Origin of the sequence: Halomonas sp. M20 (assembly GCF_020622265.1) — a bacterium.
In the GTDB taxonomy this organism is placed as follows: Bacteria; Pseudomonadota; Gammaproteobacteria; order Pseudomonadales; family Halomonadaceae; genus Modicisalibacter.
The window spans coordinates 327047-347227 of the sequence record NZ_JACNMQ010000001.1 but is presented as its reverse complement, the minus strand read 5'-3'; the positions used below and the strand labels follow the sequence as shown (position 1 = coordinate 347227).

Genomic DNA, 20181 nt, shown 5'->3' with positions numbered 1-20181 from the left:
GAAGACCCAGTATAACAATCCTGCCTCTCTCGGCGGAAAGGTAACATTAAAAGTCTGTTAGTAGCTCTAATCTCTACTTACCTAAGCCGCACGCTGGCATAGGTCGACTCTTCCCGAGCATTGACGAGTGCCGCTACCGCTCTCGAAATAGGTTCCTGGCTTGTTATGTTCGATAGCGCTTCCAGTGCCACGTGATCGGCACTGGGGTCCCTATCCAAGCGCGTCGCCAGGCGCTCTTGGCGCGGCGGCACACCAAAGAACTCCCGATAGCATTTCGAGAAATGCGGTGTGGAGACGAAGCCACAGGCCGACGCCACTTCGATGATCGGCATGGGCGTTTGCTTCAACAATTGTCTTGCACGGGTAAGCCTTAGTCGCAGGTAGTAGCGTGACGGCGAGCAGTGCAGATACTTTTGAAAAAGCCGCTCCAGTTGACGACGAGAAACCCCTACAAAGCGGGCCAACTCATCGAAGCTAATGGGCTCTTCGAGATTGGCTTCCATCAATGCAACGATCTCGAGCAGTTTGGGCTGAGTGGTGCCGAGCATGTGCTTGAGTGGCATGCGCTGTTGATCCTGCTCGTTGCGAACGCGCTCATAGATGAACATCTCTGAAATCGCCGCAGAAAGATCATGGCCATGGTCACGTCCGATCAGGGTGAGCATCATGTCCAGTGGCGCGGTCCCGCCCGAGGCGGTGAAGCGGTTGCGATCAATGGAAAAGAGCCGAGCGGAAAGCACGATACGTGGAAACGCCTCCCGCATGGCGGCTAGACATTCCCAGTGAACGCTTGCCTCGAAGCCATCGAGCAGACCGGCACGCGCCAGCGCCCAGCTACCGGTGCATACTGCACCCATGCGGCGTAATTGACGACTCTGGGACTGCAGCCAACTGATGTGCTCACGCGAGATATAACGGTTGGCTCCCACACCACCGCATACCACCACCCAGTCCAGGGAGAGTGGAATGGCAAGAGAGGCATCTGGGGTTATCTGCAGACCGTCGCTTGCCCGTACCGGCGCGCCATCCTGGCTCAGAGTATACCAGCGATAAATCTCCCGACCCGCAAGCTGATTGGCCATGCGCAATGGTTCGATGGCCGATGCCAGCGAGATCAAGGTGAAGTTGTCCAGTAGCAAGAAGCCAAGTGTCTGAGAAATAGCTGACTTGGGAGCCGGGGGGACCGTCTTCGCCATGGTAAACGTTGTCATAAGCCTCTCTCCTGGAGATATCGCCCTCTACCTGTTAGATGAGGGTCTCATTGTGATTGGATGCTGCTAGGGTGTTATATCGACCTCACTGTTCACTATAAAAGCCATGCCGTTTTCCGCTATCGAAATTTTATCTTTTCCACAAGAATGCAGGGGTTTTGCAGCCACCGTGTCGCAAATGAGTACATGAGCGACGTTTTCAAACCGAGAGCACCATAAAAAACGACGCTCCTGAAAGCAGAAGCGTCGTATTACGTGTGAATAGGTTGCGTCGATTGATATCAGGCTATCTTGAGATGCTTGGCATGATAGCGCAGATGCTCTTCGATGAAGGTCGCGATGAAGTAGTAGCTGTGATCGTAACCCGGCTGCCGCCGCAAGGTCAGGGGGTGATCCCGTTTCTCGCAGGCAGCTTCCAGGTGCTCGGGTTTCAACTGCTCTTCGAGAAAGTTGTCATCCTCGCCTTGATCGATGAACAGCGGCTGCCGAGAAGCACCTTTGGCGACCAGTTCGCAAGCGTCGTACTGGGTCCATTTGCCGCGATCGTCACCCAGATAATTGCTGAAAGCTTTTTGCCCCCAAGGCACTTCGCTAGGATTGACCACCGGAGAGAACGCCGACACCGAGGCATAGCGTCCCGGCTGACGTAGCGCCATTATTAGCGCGCCATGGCCGCCCATGGAGTGTCCGCTGATGGATTCACGGCCGTTGACCGGGAAATGCTGGCGCACCACCGAGGGTAGCTCGTCGTTGACGTAATCGTACATGCGATAGTGCTTCGACCATGGCTCCTGGGTCGCATTGACATAGAAACCGGCCCCGGAGCCAAAATCGTAGCTATCGTGCTCGCCAGGCAGATCCAGACCTCGCGGGCTGGTATCCGGACACACGATCGCCATGCCAAGCTCCGCAGCTACGCGCTGGGCTCCCGCTTTCTGCATGAAGTTCTCGTCGGTGCAGGTCAAACCCGAGAGCCACCATAGCAAGGGCACCTTGCCTTGCTCTGCCTGGGGCGGTAGATAGATCGAGAAGGTCATTTCGCAATCAAGCGCGCGAGCGTGATGCTTGTAGCGCTTGAGCCAACCACCGAAACACTTATTAGCGGACACTTGCTCCAGGGTTTCCGACATGCTCATGAACGACTCCTTTATCGAAATACTCGCCGTTCAACTGCACCACGGTGGGCAGCGTCGCGACGAGATTTATCAACGTTGCAGTTACGGACACCGATTAGCAGCGGTGCAGCTTCGGACGCCTATTAGCAGCGACGCAATTCGGACGCCTATCAGCGGCGCGGCTTCGGGCGCCTATCAATAGTGCAGCACGCTGCGAATGCTCTTGCCCTGGTGCAGCAGATCAAAGGCTTCATTGATCTGCTCAAAGGCCATGTTTTGAGTAATGAACTCGTCGATCTTGACCTTGCCGTTCATGTAGTCCTCGACGTAGCCCGGCAGTTCGCTGCGGCCCTTTACGCCGCCGAAGGCGGAGCCTTTCCAGACCCGACCGGTAACCAGCTGGAACGGACGCGTGCATATCTCCTCGCCGGCGCCGGCCACGCCGATGATGATCGACTCACCCCAACCCTTGTGACAGCATTCCAGGGCCGAGCGCATGACGTTGACGTTGCCGATACACTCGAAGGAGTAATCCACGCCGCCATCGGTCATATCGATGAGCACTTGCTGAATGGGGTCGCTGTAGTCCTTGGGATTGACGAACTCGGTAGCCCCGAACTGGCGAGCCAACTCGAACTTATCCGGATTGACATCGATGGCAATGATACGGTCGGCCTTGGCAATCTGCGCGCCCTGAATGACCGCCAGACCGATGGCACCGAGACCGAACACGGCCACCGTGGAGCCCGGCTCTACCTTGGCGGTATTGCGAACTGCGCCGATACCGGTGGTCACCCCGCAACCCAGCAGACAGATCTTGTCCATGGGCGCTTCCTTGGAGACCTTGGCCAGGGAGACTTCAGGCACCACGGTATATTCGGAGAAGGTCGAACAGCCCATGTAATGGTGCAGCTTCTTGCCCTCGAAGGAGAAGCGCGTAGTGCCGTCCGGCATCAAACCCTGACCTTGAGTCGCACGCACCGCGCTACACAGGTTGGTCTTGCCCGAAAGGCAGAATTTACACTTGCCGCACTCCGCGGTATAGAGCGGAATCACATGGTCCCCAGGTTGCACACTAGTCACGCCCTCACCGACTTCCTGCACGACTCCGGCGCCTTCATGACCAAGCACCGAAGGAAACAACCCTTCCGGATCGCTACCGGATAGGGTGTAGGCATCAGTATGGCATACACTGGTGGCGACAATGCGTACCAGCACCTCACCCGCTTTGGGGCCTTCAACATCGATTTCAGCAAGCTCCAAGGGCTTGCCGGCTTCCAGGGCAATGGCGGCACGGGATTTCATGGCAACTCCTAATGGACGAATTGAACGAACGTCAAATGGATTCGGATAACTTTCGGGCATTCCGAATCGTTCTCTAGTGTAGGCGAAAATAAATTATGGGCAATGTGACTCGAACAACCTGGCAATTGCTTGATGCAGGGTTGGGCAGGAGTAACGACTCGTAGAGAACTAGTAATGCTCCGAGTCATTCCGGCTTACTTGGTGGCAGCGTTACTGGACTCGCTTTGACGCTCTAGTTTCCCATTTTCACCAAGTATCGCTTTCAGGCTGTCATTAAGATATCGGTTATCAAAATCAGCCACCTCCGCCAATGCCTGGGGGTTTGGCAGATACACTCTATGCCGTTCGCGCAACACCAACTGTTGTTTACGAAAGCTGGTGAAGGTACGACTGACGTGGACAGAGCTCAACCCCAGCGCATCGCCTATCTGTTCTTGAGAAAGAGGCAAACGAAAATGGCCGCCATTGAATGAACCAGTTTGATTCAAACGCTCATAGATTTCGTAAATAAAGTGCGCCAGACGTTGCTGAGCCGATCGCCGAGCCAGATTGACCAGGCGCTCAGTCAACAACGCCTGATGACGACTGACAATGGCAAACAGCACAGCCGTCAAGGTAGTCGACGTGCTGAAAAGATCGACCAGATGACGATGAGGGAAATGGCAGACCATGCCGTCGTCGATCATTGCGAGTCCAGTGAGCCGCTGAGAAAAGGCAAATTCCCGCATGCCAATTATATCGCCGGGCAGGAATAATTCGAGAATCTGGCGACTGCCATCATCCATATTACGAAAAGAGTAGGCCCAGCCTTTGCTGATCGTGCAGAATTCCGACGCCTTGTCGCACTCTTTCCAAAGCACTTGTCCCGCCCGTGTTTCGATTGGGCTCTCCTCAAGCCTGTGCAGCAAACGCCTGTCCTCTTCGGACAAAGCGCAGTAACTGCTGAAAAGACGAATGATGCAGCTGTCTTCCTTTTCCACGACAAAACTTTCCTCGTCCTGATTGGCAATAAAGGATCTTAGCCCTAACGCTTGAATTATCAAGGCATTTTGAATCACCTGACTAAACGGCCAAACAACCCATGTTACTTCCAAGACCGTTCAACGGTAATTCAACAAGCCTTTACCCCTCATTCTACTCCTATCCGACAACATCGTATCACCAGTGTCAAAAATGAATCCAAAGTATTAAAAAGGCGCTCATGAAAGCGCCTTTTACTCAACGATGTTGGCGCTTAGAGAATGGCGCCAAATGAAGCTTACCAGTCATGATACTCATCAGCACTCGATAGTGTTGACTGCCAGTCCTCCGCGAGAGGTTTCCTTGTACTTATCCTGCATGTCACGGCCGGTATCGCGCATGGTCCGAATGACCTTGTCCAGGGAAATGAAATGCTCGCCATCGCCCCGCAGTGCCATTTGCGCGGCATTGATTGCTTTCATCGAGGCCATGGCATTGCGCTCGATGCAGGGAACTTGAACCAGTCCACCCACCGGGTCACAGGTCAACCCGAGATTGTGCTCGAGCCCGATCTCCGCAGCGTTCTCGACCTGCCCCGGCGTGCCTCCCATGACCTCGGCGAGCCCTGCCGCCGCCATGGCACAGGCGGAACCCACCTCGCCCTGACAGCCCACTTCGGCACCGGAAATCGAGGCGTTCTTCTTGCACAGAACGCCCACAGCCCCTGCGGCCAACAGGAACTCGACCACGTCTCGCTCGCAGGCGCCGGGCTGAAATTTCATGTAGTAGTGCAGTACGGCTGGAATGATGCCGGCTGCGCCATTAGTGGGAGCAGTAACCATGCGATCGCCCGCCGCGTTCTCTTCATTGACCGCCAGGGCAAAAACGTTGACCCAATCCATGGCCGAAAAGGTAGAGGTGATCAGGCTCGGGCTCTCTTCGACGGTCTGCAGTCGCTGGTGAAGCTGCTTGGCGCGGCGCCTGACGTTGAGACCGCCCGGCAGAACACCCTCTTGTTGCACACCATGATCGACACAAGCGCGCATGGCTTCCCATATCCGCCACAACTCGCTACGAACCTCCTCCTCACCTCGCCAGACTTTTTCATTTTCCAGCATGATCTCGCTGATACGCATGTCGTGCTTGCGACACATGCCCAGCAGTTCTTCTGCATTATTGAAATTGTAAGGCAAGACCGTCGAGTCCGTGTCCAGCTCGCCTGCCTGAGCCTGCTCCTCGTTGATGACGAAGCCGCCACCTACGGAATAGTAGGTATTGCGATAAAGCTCCTCGTTATGACCATGGGCGATCAAACGCATGGCGTTGGGATGATGAGGCAGGTTCTCTTCGAGTAGCTGCATGTCTCGCGCCCAGACGAATGCCACCGCCAGCCGACCGTCAAGCATTAGGGTCTGAGCCTCGAGCAGCTCTTCGATGCAAGGGTTGATGATGGCGGGATCGATGGCGTCCGGGCGCTCGCCCATCAAGCCCATGACAATGGCACGATCGGTACCATGCCCAATGCCCGTAGCGGACAACGAGCCATAAAGCTGCACCTCGACGCGGGCCACTCGCTCGAGCATATCCCGTTCGCGTAGCTCCTCGACGAAGTCGCAGGCTGCCCGCATCGGCCCCACGGTATGCGAGCTGGAAGGGCCAATGCCGATTTTGAAAAGATCGAATACGCTGATAGCCATGGTACTTTCCTCACCTTTTTGTGCCGGTGCGCTTCACAAACCGAACCTGCGACAACAGGCTGATTGAGGCAACTCGGCTAATTGTGGAATCTGACCCTAGCCTGCCCAGTTCATTGTATCTAGGCAATCGAAAATAACTGACCTACAGTTTAGTATAACTATAGTGAAAACATTGGATGTTGCGCTTATCGCCATTAGCAATTCAAATAAGGCTATAAATATGCTTTCTTCATCGCTGCGCTTCACGGCTACTAAACCATGAACCGTTCTCTCAATGGGCAAACCCACGCCTGGCTAAAGGTCTTCGTGGTCAGCGCGCACCACCTCTCTTTTACCCGCGCCGCGGAAGAACTACACGTGACCACCGGCGCGGTGAGTCAACAGATCAAGCAGCTCGAAGAGCGCCTGGGATTCAAGCTGTTCCGTCGGCTGCCCCGCCAGCTGGAACTGACCGATGAAGGGCGCCGCTTGGCGGCGGTCGTCGACGAGGCTTATCAAGCCGTGGGGCAGGAAGTACGCCGCCTGCGCAGCGGCGTCATGAGTGGCGTGCTACGGCTACGTTCGGTGCCCTCCTTTCTCGACAAGTGGGTGATGCCCCGCCTGCCCCGGCTACAGGCTCGTTTTCCTGACATCGAACTACGCATCATTGTGGAAGACAGCAATATTTCGCTGCGCGCAGGAGAGTTCGACCTGGCGCTGGATCTCAACGATGGCCGCTACCCAGGATTCAATATCACGCCGCTGATGGATGAAGTGATCTTCCCGGTTTGCGCGCCTTCACTGCTGCGTGGTAAGCCGCCTCTCACCCGACCCGAGGATCTTGCCTGGTATCCGCTTTTGCATGATGTTACCGCCTGGCGGGGTAGCCATGATTACGCCGAATGGGAACATTACCTGAATGCCATCAAGGCCCCGCCGATCAACTTGCATCGCGGCTACACCTTCAATCGCAACCAGCTGACCATCGATGCCGCCATCGCGGGCATGGGCGTGGCGATCGCGCGACGCACCCTGATCACCAATGAACTGAAGACCGGCGCGCTGATCGCTCCGCTCTCACAGCGGGTCGCGACGGACAAGCGTTACGGCATCGTCCACTCTCCAGGCGCACTGGACGATCGGCGAGTACGCGTCGTGCACGATTGGCTAGTAGAGGAAGCGCAGCGTCACAACCATTACCATTATTAAGTATTTTTAAGCCTTAAATCAGACAATAAGTTAAAATAGCCCACTAACCAGTTCAGTATCGAAAGGACTCGAATGATCGCAACATCTTCCTCAGACCAGATAGGCTTTCGCGCCATGTGCCTACGTGGTATCGCCTACATTCTTCTGGTAACCGCCATGATGGAGGGCGTATTTTACGCGACTACCTCCCAGGCCGCTGGGCGTTTCACAGAATACGGCATTACTGAAATAGCTCAGTCGCTGTTTTTGCTGATAGCGACGGCACTGGCTATCGTTGCTCGGGCGATCGATCGAGCACTTGTCTCTCAGGTGAGCTTGCTACTGATTGCTTTGTTAGGCGCGTCATTGATTCGAGAACAGGACTCCTGGCTCGATGAGCATATCTTCGATGGTGCCTGGCAGATTCTGGTCAGCTTGTTGGTGATACCGATTCTATTCATCATGATCCGGCAGCGAAAAGCGTTCGCCCTTCAATTTGAACGCCTGGCCAATACCTTCGCGTTTGGCATGTTTGCTGCCGGCTTTCTAACCGTCTATGTCTTTTCGAGGCTTTTTGGTAGAAGCGAGTTGTGGAAGGCGGTTCTCGGCGAGCGCTACCTGCGAATATTCAAGGACGCAGTCGAAGAGACCGCCGAACTGTTCGGCTACACCTTGCTGATGATCGCCATGTTCGAGCTTGTATTGCTGATACGTCGCTGGCAACGCACATTGCCAGCCCGATGACGCCATGACCGATCTCATGGCGTAAAGCTGCAGATAGTACCAACGACACCGCCCGCGGTTTTATCCGCGGGCGGTGTCGTTTTAACTCTTTATACTAATGCGCTTTCGGCTCATTCATCGAGAAAGGAGCGCAGCGGTTCGGAGCGGGACGGGTGGCGCAATTTACGCAGCGCCTTGGCTTCGATCTGACGAATTCGTTCACGGGTCACATCGAATTGCTTGCCGACTTCTTCGAGAGTGTGATCGGTATTCATGTCGATGCCGAAGCGCATGCGCAGCACCTTGGCTTCCCGGGCGGTCAAGCCGCCCAGCACGTTGCGAGTCGCCTCGATCAAGCCCTCGCCGGTGGCGGAGTCGATGGGCAACAGCATGGAGCCATCCTCGATGAAATCCCCCAGGTGCGAGTCGTCGTCGTCGCCAATGGGCGTTTCCATTGAGATCGGCTCCTTGGCGATCTTGAGCACCTTGCGCACCTTGTCTTCAGGCATTTCAAGACGCTCACCAAGCTCTTCCGGGGTGGGTTCTCGCCCCATCTCCTGCAACATCTGACGCGATACACGATTGAGCTTGTTGATGGTCTCGATCATGTGCACCGGAATACGGATGGTGCGCGCCTGGTCTGCAATCGAGCGGGTAATCGCCTGACGAATCCACCATGTGGCATAGGTGGAGAACTTGTAACCCCGCCGATATTCGAACTTGTCCACCGCCTTCATCAGGCCGATATTGCCTTCCTGGATCAGATCGAGGAACTGCAGTCCGCGATTGGTATACTTCTTGGCGATCGAGATCACCAGACGCAGGTTGGCCTCGACCATCTCCTTCTTGGCCCGGCGTGCCTTGGCTTCGCCGATGGAGAGGCGTCGATTGACTTCCTTGATTTCGGCAACGGACAACTGAATCAACTCTTCTTCGAAAGCGATCTTGCGCTGCGCACGCTTGATGTCGCCACGAAACACCTCGAGTTTATCGGCATGCTTGGCGTTGTTGGACAGAAATTCATCCAGCCATTCCGAGTTGGATTCATTACCCGGGAACGACTTGATGAAGGTCTTGCGTGGCACTTTGCCCCGCTTGACGAAGACCTGGAGGATCGTCTTTTCCTGCGTCCGCACCTGATCGACGCTGATGCGCACCTGGCCGACCAAGCGCTCGAAATGCTTGGGCACCAGCTTGATCGGAGAGAACAGCTCGGCTAAACGCGTCTGCTCCGCTCGTCCTTCCGGCGACTTGGGCCCATGTTTCTCGAAAGCGGCCTTGGTCGCAGCATTCTGCTCGCGAATCTGCTCGAAACGCGCCTTGGCCTCTTCCGGGTCGGGGCCGCCCACGCTCTCTTCCTCGGTCTCTTCGTCGTCGTCGGAATCCTCGTCACCCTCGACATCTTCATCATTGGCGGCAGGCTCTTCCTCCGGCACCTCAGCCTCGGCAACACCGGGAATACCTTCATCGGGATCGATGAACCCTGAGAACAGATCCGATAGTCGTCCCGGCGCCTCTTCATCCTGAGTGGCGTCATAGGCATCGAGAATGGACTCCACCGCGCCGGGAAGATACGCCAGCGCAGACATCACTTCCCGGGTACCTTCCTCAATACGCTTGGCGATTTCGATCTCGCCTTCCCGGGTCAACAACTCTACGGTGCCCATTTCGCGCATGTACATACGCACCGGATCCGTCGTCCGGCCAACATCGCTTTCCACCGCAGCCAATGCCGCCACTGCTTCCTCGGCGGCCTGCTCATCGGTGGATTGATCGGACATCATCAAAGTGTCTTCATCAGGGGCTACTTCAACGACACTGATACCCATATCGTTGATCATGCCGATGATGTCTTCCACTTGATCCGGATCGGCGATATCCTCAGGAAGATGATCGTTGACCTCGGAGTAAGTCAGATACCCTTGCTCCTTGCCGCGTGCGATCAACTCCTTCAAACGCGATTGCTGTTGCGCATTTCCAGCCATAGAGACCCTATCTCGACGAAGAGGAATGAAACACCCGGATGAACCGGTGGTGAAGATTCGGTTAGCCTCGAATTATAGCGGCTAACACCCCCAACCCACCAGTATTCAGCTTGCACCCTCATCCAGGTGTGTTAATTTGATCTGTTACGTTTTTCAGTATTGCCTTTAGATGGTGGCCATCGGTTAAAATTCAACCCACTTAACGCTTGCGTCCACCATTGCCTTTCAGCAGCATCAGCAATTCCATCAAACGCTGCTTCTCTTCCTTGGATAGCTTCTCACCGCCCGCTTCCCTGGCCAGCAATGTGTCGTATTCGCTTTGCGGAGTACTGCGGGACAGGTGGCGCTGAAAGTACTCGACCAACCCATCCAGCTCCTCCGCCCTGGCAGTTTTCGGTATCAACAACTCGCGCTGCGCCAATGCTTCCAGACGGCTGCCTTCCTGGGTGCCATGAAAATGAGCCAATAGCACTTGAGAACTGCGATACCGCCCTGCTCGTAACACGCGAATCACCTCACAGCATAGCGCACCATCGTCTTCGTCGGCGCACCACTCCTGCGTATCCGGTAAACGCTCTACCAATTCTGGCTCATATATCAGCAACTGCAAGGTGCGCGCCATGAGGCTCAACGGCCCTTTGCGTTCGCGTTGACGCCCAGGCACCGCGGAAGCACCCTCCTGAAGCTCACGGGGCTCCTCCACAAGCGACGTTGCCATGTCGCCTGTAGCCTGCTCCCCGGGTGTTTCCTTGGCCTGTAGAAGCGCTTGAAAGCGCCCCTGTTCGACGCCGGTACGGTTGGATAGTTCTCGCAACAACAATGACTTGAGAACCCCCTCGGGAAGCTGCCCCAGGGAGGCGAGCACGCGACTGGCAAAGCGCTCACGCTCTTCGACCTGCTGCAGATTACGCCCCTTTGCGGCCTGTTCGAACAGGAATTCCGACAAGGGGCTGGCACAAGTGATGCGATCGTTGAAAGCGTCAGGGCCTTCGCGCCGAACCAGCGTATCCGGATCCTCTCCTTCCGGCAGAAACAGAAACCGTGCCTGGCGACCATCGATCATCTGAGGCAACACCGTATCCAGGGCGCGCAGTGCCGCTTGCCGCCCGGCGTTGTCGCCATCGAAACAGAACACGACCTCGTTCACCAGCCGAAACAGACGCTTGAGGTGCTCTTCGCTGGTCGAGGTGCCCAGCGTCGCCACTGCATTGCAGATACCGAACTGCGCCAAGGCCACCACATCCATGTAGCCTTCAACGATCACCAGGCGGTCGAGCTGTCGGTTGGCCTTGCGTGCTTCATAAAGACCGTAAAGCTCGCGCCCCTTGTGGAAGACCGGAGTTTCCGGGGAGTTGAGATACTTGGGCTTGGCATCCCCCAGTACACGACCGCCAAAGGCAATCGTACGCCCCTTGAAGTCCCTGATCGGAAACATCACCCGATCGCGAAAGCGATCGTAGCTGCGGCCGCTGTCTTCATGCCGTACCAGCAGGCCATACTCGACCTGCACTGCTTCGGAAACCCCCTGATCCCCAAGATGTCGCTTGAGCGCATCCCAGGCAGGCGGCGCATAGCCGACCCCAAAATCCTTGAGCACCTTGGGTGATAGCCCGCGCTGTTCCAGATAGGACCGGGCGGTCTTGCCGTCTGTCATCGGCAGGCGTTCGCGAAAATAACTTGCCGCCAACTCGAGAAGATTGACGCCTTCCTTGCGTTTCTTCTCGCGCTCCTGAACCCGAGGATCGTCGGCGCCTTCCCGAGGCACCTCGAGCCCCAGGCGGGAGGCCAGCTGTTCCACCGCCTCGGGAAAACGCAGATTGTCGTACTCCATCAGAAAGCGCAGGGCGTTACCCCCCACACCGCAGCCAAAACAGTGATAGAACTGCTTGTCTTGACTGACGGAAAACGACGGTGATTTTTCCTGATGAAAAGGACAAAGCCCCGTGTAATTACGACCGGCCTTTTTCAACTGCACCCGTTCGCTCACCACTTCGACCACGTCGACACGGGCAAGTAGATCGTCGATGAAGCTTTGAGGAATCTGGCCAGCCATAGGCTTAGGGGAATCCGAGAGGCATGAAAAGGGGCGTGAAAAAAAGCGTACCTACAAAAACAAACGGCCACCGAATGGTAGCCGCTTGGCATCCCTCTGAGGTAGCACGCTACCCCCAGTACGGATCAATACATCCGTTCGAAACGCTTGCGCTCACGCTGCAGCTTCTTGGCGTGACGCTTGACCGCCGCCGCTGCTTTACGCTTGCGTACCGCAGTCGGCTTTTCGTAGTTCTCGCGACGACGTACTTCGGACAGTACACCGGCTTTTTCGCAGGAACGCTTGAAACGGCGCAAAGCGACGTCGAACGGCTCGTTATCGCGTACTTTGACAGAAGGCATTAAGCACTCACCTACCTTGAAATCAGGAGTTCGGTTTGACGTGCATCAGTTGGGCGCCGCTGAACATTACGGCTTCTCGCTTGCAGGATGAGCAGACGACAAACACGGATGCAAAGGATTATACATCGGCACCGGGATACACGACCCAGTCTTGCAGAGCAAAGCATTTTAGTCCTCGACATGACGCTTTGCAAATCGATTTATCCTCACCCCTGCCGGCAGCGATCCAAAAGCCGTACCATAGGCGTTTTCAAGAATCGACGAGCCAACACGATGCGCGTACTGGGAATCGAGACCTCCTGTGACGAAACCGGTGTCGCACTTTTTGATACCGATCATGGTCTATTGGCGGATGCACTCTACAGTCAGATCGCCATGCACGCCGACTTCGGCGGCGTGGTCCCTGAACTGGCCTCTCGCGATCATACCCGCAAGCTGCTGCCCCTGATTCAGCAAGTGCTCGATGAGGCAGGACTTACTCGCGGCGACCTGGATGGCATTGCCTATACCGCCGGGCCCGGTCTGGTCGGTGCCCTGATGGTCGGCGCCTCCACGGCTCACGGCATGGCCAAGGCGCTGTCTATCCCGGTACTTGGCGTGCATCACATGGAAGGACATCTGCTCGCCCCCATGCTCGAGGATGAACCGCCAGCGTTTCCCTTCGTCGCGCTGCTGGTTTCCGGGGGCCATACCCAACTGGTGGCGGTAGAAGGCCTGGGCCAGTATCGATTGCTGGGTGAGTCCGTGGACGACGCCGCCGGCGAAGCCTTCGACAAGGCCGCCAAGATGCTCGAGCTTGCTTATCCGGGCGGCCCGGAGGTGGCGCGCCTTGCCCAGCAAGGCGATCCGAAACGATTTCGCTTTCCTCGCCCGATGACGGATCGTCCTGGGCTCGATTTCAGCTTTTCCGGCCTCAAGACCCATACCCTCACGACCGTCAACGGCCTGCGCAGTGCCGGTGAACTCGATGAGCAAGGCCGCGCGGACATCGCCCGCGCCTTTGAAGATGCAGTCGTCGACACCCTGGTGATCAAATGCCGCCGCGCCCTGGATCAGACGGGGCTGAAGCGCCTGGTGGTTGCCGGCGGGGTCAGTGCCAATGCGCGACTGCGCGAACGCCTGGCCATGGAAGTGGCCAAGCGCGAGGCCCGAGCCTACTATCCACGTGGGCGTTTTTGCACCGACAACGGTGCAATGATCGCCTATGTCGGCGCACAGCGCCTGCTGGCTGGAGAACGCGACGATTCCGTCATGAAGGCGGTACCCCGCTGGCCCCTGGATAGCCTGACGATACCGGCTGCTTGATCGCACGGTATCTAACCATCTGGGAATCTCGGCTCACTCCCCTCCCCCAGCCGCTGAATGTTCCAAACATGACGTACCAGCACCAGCAGCGTGAAAACAATGACGACCCACACATAGTCATGGGCCAGCCAGACGCTTGCCAGAGGCGCCAGGGCAGCGCTGGCGAGAGAAGCAATCGCGGCGGTACGCACCTGCCAGGCAAGCAGTGTCCAGCAGACAGCACATACCAGAGCCACCGGGGGAGTGAGCACCAACAACACCCCAAAAGCGCTGGCGACCGCTTTGCCTCCGCGAAAACGATGCCACACAGGATAGCTATGCCCCAACAACACGCTGAAACCCACCAACCCTTGGGCCCAGATCGGCAGCCCGCCACTCTTTGCCAACCATAATGCTGGCATCCCCTTGATGGCATCGAAGGCGAGTGTCGCCAGCGCCAGCCGCTTGCCGTACAGTCGCAGCACGTTGGAAAATCCGGGATTGCAGGAGCCTCTCAGACGCGGGTCGGTGACGCCCGCCAGGCGGCATAGCCACACCGCCCCCAGACAGGCAGCACAGAGATAGCCCAATGCCATCAAAAGGACGACTTGCATCCCGGTAGTAGTCACAAGCGAGGAAAACGACATGGAGGCTTCGCTAACAATACGGAATCATGATTCTGCCAGCTCGCTGTCGTAGAATCGAAAAATCATAGGCTTTTCAGAGACGCGTCATGGACTGTGTACTGATCGAAGGATTACGGGTCGAGACCGTTATTGGCGCTTACGACTGGGAGCGCAGCATTCGTCAGCTCCTGGTTCTCGATCTGGAACTGGCAACCGACATCCGCCCCGCCGCGGAAAACGACGACCTGAACAAAACGCTGGATTATGCCGCCATCAGTACTCGCGTCGATGAATTCGCCAACGCCAGCCATTTCGAACTGGTGGAAACCTTCGCCGAGCGACTGGCCACTTTGCTACTTCACGAGTTTAGCATCCCCTGGTTGCGTCTGACGCTACGCAAGCCCGGGGCCGTAAGCCAGGCCGCCGCTGTCGGGGTGCGTATCGAACGCGGCAAGCGCTGATGGCCCAGGTCATCGTTGGCATTGGCAGCCATATCGATCGAGAACGTCATATCACGGCCTGTCTGGACGCCTTGAAAGCCGAGTTTGGCGAATTACGCATTTCCCGAATTTTTGAAAACAGGTTTGAAGGCGAATCCATAAGTACAGAGGTAAGCCACGCTGTCTATAACCTTGTGGTGGCCTTCGACAGCCGGGCTCTAGTCGGTGATTTGAAGGCGTGGTGCAAGAGCGTGGAGCGTGCCAATGGCCGAACCGATCAAGGCCCGGTAACCCTGGATATCGACCTGCTCTGCGTGGGCGATCTCGTTGGCATCATCGATGGCGTAAGCCTGCCCCATGACGACATTCTGCGCTTTGCCTTCGTGCTCAAGCCGCTGGCGGACCTGCTACCGAATGCCCACCACCCGGTCAACGGCCAACGCTATGCCGAACTGTGGGCCAGCGTCGATTCGGGCGGTCAAAGTCTACGACCGGTGGATTTCACCTGGCGAAGAAAGGTCATTTCTCGGGCGAACTAGCCTGGCATGCTTGAAGCTGTCATCAACCCGCTACGTTTTAATTGGCACCGCTCTCCTTTACCAACTGCACCACCAGTTCCGCCGCGGGCAGCTCCCGCGCTAGCGGCGCGCCCTGACCGGCCCACTGTGCGGCAAATTCATGGTTTCCGAGCTTGGCGGCGGCCGCATTGAGCCGCTTGACCGCGTCATAAGCGACGGGATAGTCCGCGGGAGAGGGACTGCCCTCTGCTTCACCGAACGAGATCAGGCGATTGGTCATGCCCCGGGCGGCTCGCCCGGACAGCACCTTGGTCAAGCGTGTTTGCGTGGCCCGCTCGCTTTTCAGGTTCTCGCGATAGGCCTCATTCGCCGCAGACTCCGGGCACAAGACGAAGGCCGTGCCGAGCTGGGCGGCCACCGCCCCGAGATCCAGCGCGGATCTCACGCCCTGGCCATCCATGATGCCGCCGGCCGCGATAACGGGCAGTGCCGTATGCTGCGTCAGCAGACGCACGAGCACCATCGTGCTCAGGCCTTCATCCGTCGCCTCCGGGTCGAACATGCCTCGGTGCCCGCCGGCTTCGATGCCCTGGGCCACGATGGCATCCATTCCCGCCTGCTCGATTCGCCTGGCTTCTTGAAGGCTGGTGGCCGTGGCCATCAGGTAGATACCCGCCTCGCGCAGTGCGTCGATACGCTCGCGTGAAGGCAGGCCGAAATGAAAGCTGACCACCGCCGGGCGCTGTTCGAGCAGCATCTCGAAGGTTTCACTGTCTTCGCGGAAGGACGTATAGATTTCGTCGAGCGCATTGGGTATTTCCGAGCCGACCTCGGCGAACAGCGGCGCAAGATGATGGAGCCAGGCAGCCTCGGCCTCGGAATCTCGACGCGCCGGCGTATGGCAAAACAGGTTCACGTTGAAGGGGTGCGCGGTCAGCGCCCGGGTCTCTTCGATCATTTGCCGGGCCTTGGCAGCGTTACTGGCACCGAACCCCAGCGACCCCAGGCCACCGGCATTGGAAACTGCCGCCGCCAACTCAGGTGTGGCTACCCCAGCCATGGGCGCTTGAATGATGGGATAACGGATACCCAGCTGCTTGAGAAACTCTTTGGAGGACTGCATAGCGACTCCTTTATTTACGAAAGGCGTAGAAGAAAGGATTGGGATTCATCAATCAGCCAACAATGCCACTTCGATCTCCGCCTGTCTGCGCCTAGCCAGTTCCTGACCCAGCTCGCCGCCCTTGAATCCTTCATCCACTAGATCTCGAGGCACAACCCGGGAGGCCCGTCGCCCGGCCAGGGCTAGTTTCGTGGCCAAGGCGGCATTTTCGAGACGGACCAGGGAAAGTAACGGCGCAACCCGCTCGCTGCGCCGCCAGGCGTCGATCCTGTTCAACCAGCCAAGAATATCCTCGGCGCTTGGCCCTGACTCGTTCGCTTCATTCCACAGCTCTCGTGTCAGCATGACTTGGCGTGCCAGATCCCGCCAGGCATTGGGGATGCGCAGGCGCTCCTCCAGAGCCTGGCGTCTCGGCTCGTCGAGATGTTCGCAGAGTCGCGCCCAGCGCCAGCGCGCCGGATGTTCGTTGTCTTGCGGCAAGCGCTCCATTCGTGCCAAAGCCTCTTTCAGCTGGGCGTTCTCGGCAAGTTCCGGCATCAATGCTTCGAGCGCGCCACAGTCATGGAGTGTTTCAAAGTAGGCTTGCGAACGAGGCTCGCTTAGCGCCTTTTCGGTCTCCTGCCAGACCCGCTCCGCGACCAGATGAGCGATTTCGCCGTTCAGCGCAAGCTGGCGCATCAAGGCCAAGGTGTCCTCGGCAATGACGAACCCAAGCCCCTGATAGCGGGCCAGAAAACGCGCGGTGCGCAGCACTCGCAGCGGGTCCTCGACGAAGGCCGGCGAGACATGACGCAATACACGGGCTTCTAGATCCCGCTGACCCTGGAAAGGGTCGATCAGTTCGCCATCAAGGGTCTCGGCCATGGCGTTGATGGTCAGATCCCGTCGAGCCAGATCCTCTTCCAGCGTCACCTCGGGGCTTGCGTGCACCTCAAAGCCAGTATAGCCGTGACCCTGCTTGCGCTCGGTGCGGGCCAGGGCGTACTCCTCTTGCGTGACCGGGTGCAGAAACACGGGAAAATCACGTCCGACCGGCTTGAAGCCGCGCTTGCGCATGGCCTGCGGTGTCGCACCGACCACCACCCAGTCCTGATCGACCACCGGCCAGCCGAGGCGCGCATCCCGCACCGCACCGCCGACGCGATAGACCTCGAGCCCCTTGGTCGCCGCATCCGTGCCGGTCACCGCGCCACTCGCTGAGGATGCCTGACTTCCCAGTCGACGAAGCCGCCATCCAGGCTGTAGACCTGCTCAAAACCCTGCCCCGCCAGCCAGGTTGCCGCCTGCTGGCTGGAGTGTCCGTGATAGCACACCACCACCAGGGGTCGTTCTCGAGAGATATCTTTTATCAAATCGCCCACCGTGGTGTTGTCTAGGTGGCGGCTTCCCGGAATATGGCCCTGGGCATAGCTCAGGGGGTCGCGAATATCCACCAGGGTGAGCGGCTGAGCATCGTCCAGCCACTGTTTCAAGGTAGCATGGTCGAGATGTTCGAAGGTTTGAGTCATGGATGCTCCAATAGGCGATTAGGCTGGGCGAATATCAGGTCCAGGGCCAGGTCTGACAGCTGGGCTCGCTGACACGCTGGCCATTGTCGAGGTTCAATGCGGTCAGACTGCCCCCCCAGACACAGCCGGTATCCAGTGCTTCGGCTCGCACAGCGGTATCCGGTGTTTGCCCTTGCAGGGCCGCCCAGTGCCCGAAAAGAATGTGTGGATCATCGCTTCGAGGGTAGGTGAACCAGGGATGAAAACCCGAGGGCGCCGAATCGAGCCCTTCCTTGGCATCGAAATCAAGTGTGCCGTCCGCGGCAATGAAGCGCATGCGGGTGAACGCATTCACGATCATGCGTAGACGCTCGATGCCATCGAGATTTTCATCCCAACGCGCCGGCGAATTACCGTACATACGCTTCAGAAAAGTCCCGGCACTCTCGCCTCCCAGCACCGCTTCGGCCTCTCGGGCGAGCGCCCGCGCCTTATCCAAAGGCCATTGAGGCAGCAGTCCGGCATGGGTCATCAGTGTGCCTCGGTCGCTGTCGCTATCATCATCGACCCACAAGGGCTGGGCCTGCAGCCAGTCGAGGAGCGTTTCACGATCCGGCGCGGCGAGAATATCGTCCAGGGTATCGGATCGTTTGGTGGGGGCACCACCCCGGGCGACCGCCAATAGATGCAGGTCATGATTGCCCAGCACCACCCGCGCCGCTTCACCCAGGTCACGCACTTCGCGCAAGCACTCCAGGGAACCAGGACCGCGATTGACCAGGTCACCGGCCAGCCATAGCCGATCCCGGCGTGGATCGAAGCTCAAGCGTTCGAGTAGTGCGACGAATTCACTGTGGCAACCTTGGAGGTCGCCGATGGCATAGGTTGTCATGGGCGTCTCTTTACACGGTGTGAATGTAATGGGTGACGTGTGATGCCTGGATAGCGGCTGTATCAATGTACCTGGTTAGGGCCTGCCAGACGAAACGGTGGGATGGGGACTTCGAAGGATCGATGCACAGAGGTATCCACGCAGGTATAGGCGCCCTCCATGACCCCGACGGGGCAATCCAGTACCGCGCGACTGGTGTAACGAAAGGTCTGGCCCGGCCCGATCATTGGCTGCTTGCCGACCACGCCTTTACCACGTACTTCCTGCACCTTGCCGCTGCCCTGGGTGATCTTCCAGTAGCGAGCCAGGAGCTGCACAGAATGAGAAGAGTGATTGTGTACCGTGATGGTATAGCTGAACACGAAACGCTGCTCGGTCACCGACGACTCATCGGCACGATAGGCCGGCTCCACGTCGACGTGCACGTCTTGAACATGTTCGCTCATGCGCCTTCTCCCGCCAGATGATTGGCGATGTTCACAAACTCGGCCACGCTTAGTGTCTGCGGCCGGCGCCCCGGGTCGATACCCAGGGACTCGAGAGTGGCAACATCGATGCGTTGCTTGAGATTGTTACGCAGCGTCTTGCGCCGTTGTCCAAAGGCTTCTCGGACGATGTCTGCAAACAACACCTCATCCCTTGCCGGATTGGGCAGCGACGCATGGGGTACCAGTCGAACGATAGCGGATTCGATCTTAGGCTGTGGCACAAAGGCCTCCGGGGGAACGCTGAACAACGAATCCACGCGGCAATGGTATTGAGCCATGACCGACAAACGCCCCCAATCGCTGCCACCGGGAGCCGCGGCCAGGCGCTCGACCACCTCCTTTTGCAGCATGAAGTGCATGTCGGCTACCGCCCCTCGCGTTGCGAGCAGATGAAAGATCAGCGGTGTCGAAATGTTGTAAGGCAGATTGCCAGCAATGCGCAGCAAGGGGCCATCGCCCCTGAGGGCGGCGAAGTCGAAAATCAGCGCATCGCCTTCGTGGATCACGAACTCAGGATAGTTGAAGAACTGCACGCGCAGGCCGGGGATCAGGTCGCGGTCGAGCTCGATCACCTCGAGCTTGCCGGCGGCCTCGAGCAGCGGTCCCGTCAAGGCACCCTGACCTGGGCCTATCTCGATCAGGCGCTGATCGGGTCGCGGCGCAATGGTGTTTACGATACGAGAAATGATACCGGGGTCACGCAGAAAATTCTGACCGAAGCGCTTGCGTGCTCGTGGCGTTGGGGGGCGAGATGCCATGCGAAAAG

At 57.7% G+C, this 20181-nt stretch carries 20 protein-coding genes; 5 read left to right on the top strand and 15 right to left on the bottom strand.

Features of this window, described 5'->3' with window-relative positions; genetic code table 11:
* Positions 1 to 77: 77 nt before the first annotated feature.
* The 5 genes from H7850_RS01725 to H7850_RS01705 all read right to left on the bottom strand — a co-directional run bounded on the left by H7850_RS01725 (position 78) and on the right by H7850_RS01705 (position 6288).
* Positions 78 to 1211: a GlxA family transcriptional regulator gene (locus tag H7850_RS01725; RefSeq protein ID WP_227367665.1), complete on the bottom strand. Its 1134-nt coding sequence runs from the start codon at positions 1209 to 1211 to the stop codon at positions 78 to 80.
* 281 nt (positions 1212 to 1492) lie between these two features.
* A complete protein-coding gene (fghA, locus tag H7850_RS01720) occupies positions 1493 to 2347 on the bottom strand; it encodes an S-formylglutathione hydrolase (protein WP_227367664.1) in 855 nt (284 codons plus the stop codon).
* A gap of 174 nt (positions 2348 to 2521) precedes the next feature.
* Positions 2522 to 3631, bottom strand: coding sequence for an S-(hydroxymethyl)glutathione dehydrogenase/class III alcohol dehydrogenase (locus tag H7850_RS01715; RefSeq protein WP_227367663.1), 1110 nt, complete (start codon positions 3629 to 3631; stop codon positions 2522 to 2524).
* 194 nt (positions 3632 to 3825) lie between these two features.
* Positions 3826 to 4725 carry a Crp/Fnr family transcriptional regulator gene (locus H7850_RS01710; protein WP_319799255.1) on the bottom strand — a complete coding sequence of 300 codons (900 nt, stop codon included), beginning with the start codon at positions 4723 to 4725 and terminating at the stop codon, positions 3826 to 3828.
* 183 nt (positions 4726 to 4908) lie between these two features.
* Positions 4909 to 6288, bottom strand: coding sequence for an L-serine ammonia-lyase (locus H7850_RS01705; protein WP_227367662.1), 1380 nt, complete (start codon positions 6286 to 6288; stop codon positions 4909 to 4911).
* Positions 6289 to 6546: 258 nt separating this feature from the next.
* On the opposite strand from H7850_RS01705, the gene H7850_RS01700 reads away from it, so the two are divergent.
* A complete protein-coding gene (locus H7850_RS01700; RefSeq protein WP_227367661.1) occupies positions 6547 to 7476 on the top strand; it encodes a LysR substrate-binding domain-containing protein in 930 nt (309 codons plus the stop codon).
* A 72-nt stretch (positions 7477 to 7548) separates the two neighbouring features.
* Complete coding sequence (locus H7850_RS01695; RefSeq protein WP_227367660.1) at positions 7549 to 8199, top strand: hypothetical protein; 651 nt, start codon at positions 7549 to 7551, stop codon at positions 8197 to 8199.
* A gap of 110 nt (positions 8200 to 8309) precedes the next feature.
* Here H7850_RS01695 and rpoD read toward each other — a convergent pair whose 3' ends face one another.
* The 3 genes from rpoD to rpsU form a co-directional block, all read right to left on the bottom strand.
* Positions 8310 to 10163 carry an RNA polymerase sigma factor RpoD gene (gene rpoD, locus H7850_RS01690; protein ID WP_227367659.1) on the bottom strand — a complete coding sequence of 618 codons (1854 nt, stop codon included), beginning with the start codon at positions 10161 to 10163 and terminating at the stop codon, positions 8310 to 8312.
* Positions 10164 to 10362: 199 nt separating this feature from the next.
* A complete protein-coding gene (gene dnaG, locus H7850_RS01685) occupies positions 10363 to 12216 on the bottom strand; it encodes a DNA primase (protein ID WP_227367658.1) in 1854 nt (617 codons plus the stop codon).
* A 125-nt stretch (positions 12217 to 12341) separates the two neighbouring features.
* Positions 12342 to 12557 carry a 30S ribosomal protein S21 gene (gene rpsU, locus H7850_RS01680; protein WP_048305947.1) on the bottom strand — a complete coding sequence of 72 codons (216 nt, stop codon included), beginning with the start codon at positions 12555 to 12557 and terminating at the stop codon, positions 12342 to 12344.
* A gap of 273 nt (positions 12558 to 12830) precedes the next feature.
* On the opposite strand from rpsU, the gene tsaD reads away from it, so the two are divergent.
* Positions 12831 to 13862, top strand: a complete 1032-nt coding sequence (gene tsaD / locus H7850_RS01675) for a tRNA (adenosine(37)-N6)-threonylcarbamoyltransferase complex transferase subunit TsaD (RefSeq protein WP_227367657.1) — start codon at positions 12831 to 12833, stop codon at positions 13860 to 13862.
* Positions 13863 to 13873: 11 nt separating this feature from the next.
* On the opposite strand, the gene plsY is transcribed toward tsaD, so the two are convergent.
* On the bottom strand, positions 13874 to 14488 hold the full coding sequence (gene plsY / locus H7850_RS01670) for a glycerol-3-phosphate 1-O-acyltransferase PlsY (protein ID WP_227367656.1): 615 nt from the start codon (positions 14486 to 14488) through the stop codon (positions 13874 to 13876).
* An 86-nt stretch (positions 14489 to 14574) separates the two neighbouring features.
* Here plsY and folB point away from each other — a divergent pair, with 86 nt between their 5' ends.
* Both folB and H7850_RS01660 read left to right on the top strand, forming a co-directional pair.
* A complete protein-coding gene (gene folB, locus H7850_RS01665; protein ID WP_227367655.1) occupies positions 14575 to 14928 on the top strand; it encodes a dihydroneopterin aldolase in 354 nt (117 codons plus the stop codon).
* A complete protein-coding gene (locus H7850_RS01660; protein WP_227367654.1) occupies positions 14928 to 15446 on the top strand; it encodes a 2-amino-4-hydroxy-6-hydroxymethyldihydropteridine diphosphokinase in 519 nt (172 codons plus the stop codon). The genes folB and H7850_RS01660 overlap by 1 nt, the downstream gene beginning before the upstream one ends.
* A 37-nt stretch (positions 15447 to 15483) precedes the next feature.
* On the opposite strand, the gene H7850_RS01655 is transcribed toward H7850_RS01660, so the two are convergent.
* The 6 genes from H7850_RS01655 to rsmA all read right to left on the bottom strand — a co-directional run bounded on the left by H7850_RS01655 (position 15484) and on the right by rsmA (position 20173).
* The gene (locus tag H7850_RS01655; RefSeq protein ID WP_227367653.1) at positions 15484 to 16548 is read right to left on the bottom strand and encodes an NAD(P)H-dependent flavin oxidoreductase; all 1065 of its coding nucleotides are present in this window, start codon (positions 16546 to 16548) and stop codon (positions 15484 to 15486) included.
* A 48-nt stretch (positions 16549 to 16596) separates the two neighbouring features.
* The gene (locus H7850_RS01650) at positions 16597 to 17733 is read right to left on the bottom strand and encodes a polynucleotide adenylyltransferase (protein WP_227367652.1); all 1137 of its coding nucleotides are present in this window, start codon (positions 17731 to 17733) and stop codon (positions 16597 to 16599) included.
* Positions 17730 to 18056, bottom strand: coding sequence for a thiosulfate sulfurtransferase GlpE (gene glpE, locus H7850_RS01645; protein ID WP_227367651.1), 327 nt, complete (start codon positions 18054 to 18056; stop codon positions 17730 to 17732). Before glpE ends, H7850_RS01650 begins: the two co-directional genes overlap by 4 nt.
* Positions 18057 to 18090: 34 nt before the next feature.
* The gene (locus H7850_RS01640) at positions 18091 to 18927 is read right to left on the bottom strand and encodes a symmetrical bis(5'-nucleosyl)-tetraphosphatase (protein ID WP_227367650.1); all 837 of its coding nucleotides are present in this window, start codon (positions 18925 to 18927) and stop codon (positions 18091 to 18093) included.
* A 62-nt stretch (positions 18928 to 18989) separates the two neighbouring features.
* Positions 18990 to 19373 carry a Co2+/Mg2+ efflux protein ApaG gene (gene apaG / locus H7850_RS01635; RefSeq protein ID WP_227367649.1) on the bottom strand — a complete coding sequence of 128 codons (384 nt, stop codon included), beginning with the start codon at positions 19371 to 19373 and terminating at the stop codon, positions 18990 to 18992.
* Positions 19370 to 20173, bottom strand: coding sequence for a 16S rRNA (adenine(1518)-N(6)/adenine(1519)-N(6))-dimethyltransferase RsmA (gene rsmA, locus H7850_RS01630; protein WP_227367648.1), 804 nt, complete (start codon positions 20171 to 20173; stop codon positions 19370 to 19372). Before rsmA ends, apaG begins: the two co-directional genes overlap by 4 nt.
* Between the last annotated feature and the right edge of the window lie 8 nt (positions 20174 to 20181).

Excerpts from the sequence above, each read along its gene's own strand:
- H7850_RS01725 (WP_227367665.1), bottom strand. The coding sequence starts at position 1,211 with ATGACAACGTTTACCATGGCGAAGACGGTCCCCCCGGCTCCCAAGTCA.
- fghA (WP_227367664.1), bottom strand. The coding sequence starts at position 2,347 with ATGAGCATGTCGGAAACCCTGGAGCAAGTGTCCGCTAATAAGTGTTTC.
- H7850_RS01715 (WP_227367663.1), bottom strand. The coding sequence starts at position 3,631 with ATGAAATCCCGTGCCGCCATTGCCCTGGAAGCCGGCAAGCCCTTGGAG.
- H7850_RS01705 (WP_227367662.1), bottom strand. The coding sequence starts at position 6,288 with ATGGCTATCAGCGTATTCGATCTTTTCAAAATCGGCATTGGCCCTTCC.
- H7850_RS01700 (WP_227367661.1), top strand. The coding sequence starts at position 6,547 with ATGAACCGTTCTCTCAATGGGCAAACCCACGCCTGGCTAAAGGTCTTC.
- H7850_RS01695 (WP_227367660.1), top strand. The coding sequence starts at position 7,549 with ATGATCGCAACATCTTCCTCAGACCAGATAGGCTTTCGCGCCATGTGC.
- rpoD (WP_227367659.1), bottom strand. The coding sequence starts at position 10,163 with ATGGCTGGAAATGCGCAACAGCAATCGCGTTTGAAGGAGTTGATCGCA.
- dnaG (WP_227367658.1), bottom strand. The coding sequence starts at position 12,216 with ATGGCTGGCCAGATTCCTCAAAGCTTCATCGACGATCTACTTGCCCGT.
- rpsU (WP_048305947.1), bottom strand. The coding sequence starts at position 12,557 with ATGCCTTCTGTCAAAGTACGCGATAACGAGCCGTTCGACGTCGCTTTG.
- tsaD (WP_227367657.1), top strand. The coding sequence starts at position 12,831 with ATGCGCGTACTGGGAATCGAGACCTCCTGTGACGAAACCGGTGTCGCA.
- plsY (WP_227367656.1), bottom strand. The coding sequence starts at position 14,488 with ATGTCGTTTTCCTCGCTTGTGACTACTACCGGGATGCAAGTCGTCCTT.
- folB (WP_227367655.1), top strand. The coding sequence starts at position 14,575 with ATGGACTGTGTACTGATCGAAGGATTACGGGTCGAGACCGTTATTGGC.
- H7850_RS01660 (WP_227367654.1), top strand. The coding sequence starts at position 14,928 with ATGGCCCAGGTCATCGTTGGCATTGGCAGCCATATCGATCGAGAACGT.
- H7850_RS01655 (WP_227367653.1), bottom strand. The coding sequence starts at position 16,548 with ATGCAGTCCTCCAAAGAGTTTCTCAAGCAGCTGGGTATCCGTTATCCC.
- glpE (WP_227367651.1), bottom strand. The coding sequence starts at position 18,056 with ATGACTCAAACCTTCGAACATCTCGACCATGCTACCTTGAAACAGTGG.
- H7850_RS01640 (WP_227367650.1), bottom strand. The coding sequence starts at position 18,927 with ATGACAACCTATGCCATCGGCGACCTCCAAGGTTGCCACAGTGAATTC.
- apaG (WP_227367649.1), bottom strand. The coding sequence starts at position 19,373 with ATGAGCGAACATGTTCAAGACGTGCACGTCGACGTGGAGCCGGCCTAT.
- rsmA (WP_227367648.1), bottom strand. The coding sequence starts at position 20,173 with ATGGCATCTCGCCCCCCAACGCCACGAGCACGCAAGCGCTTCGGTCAG.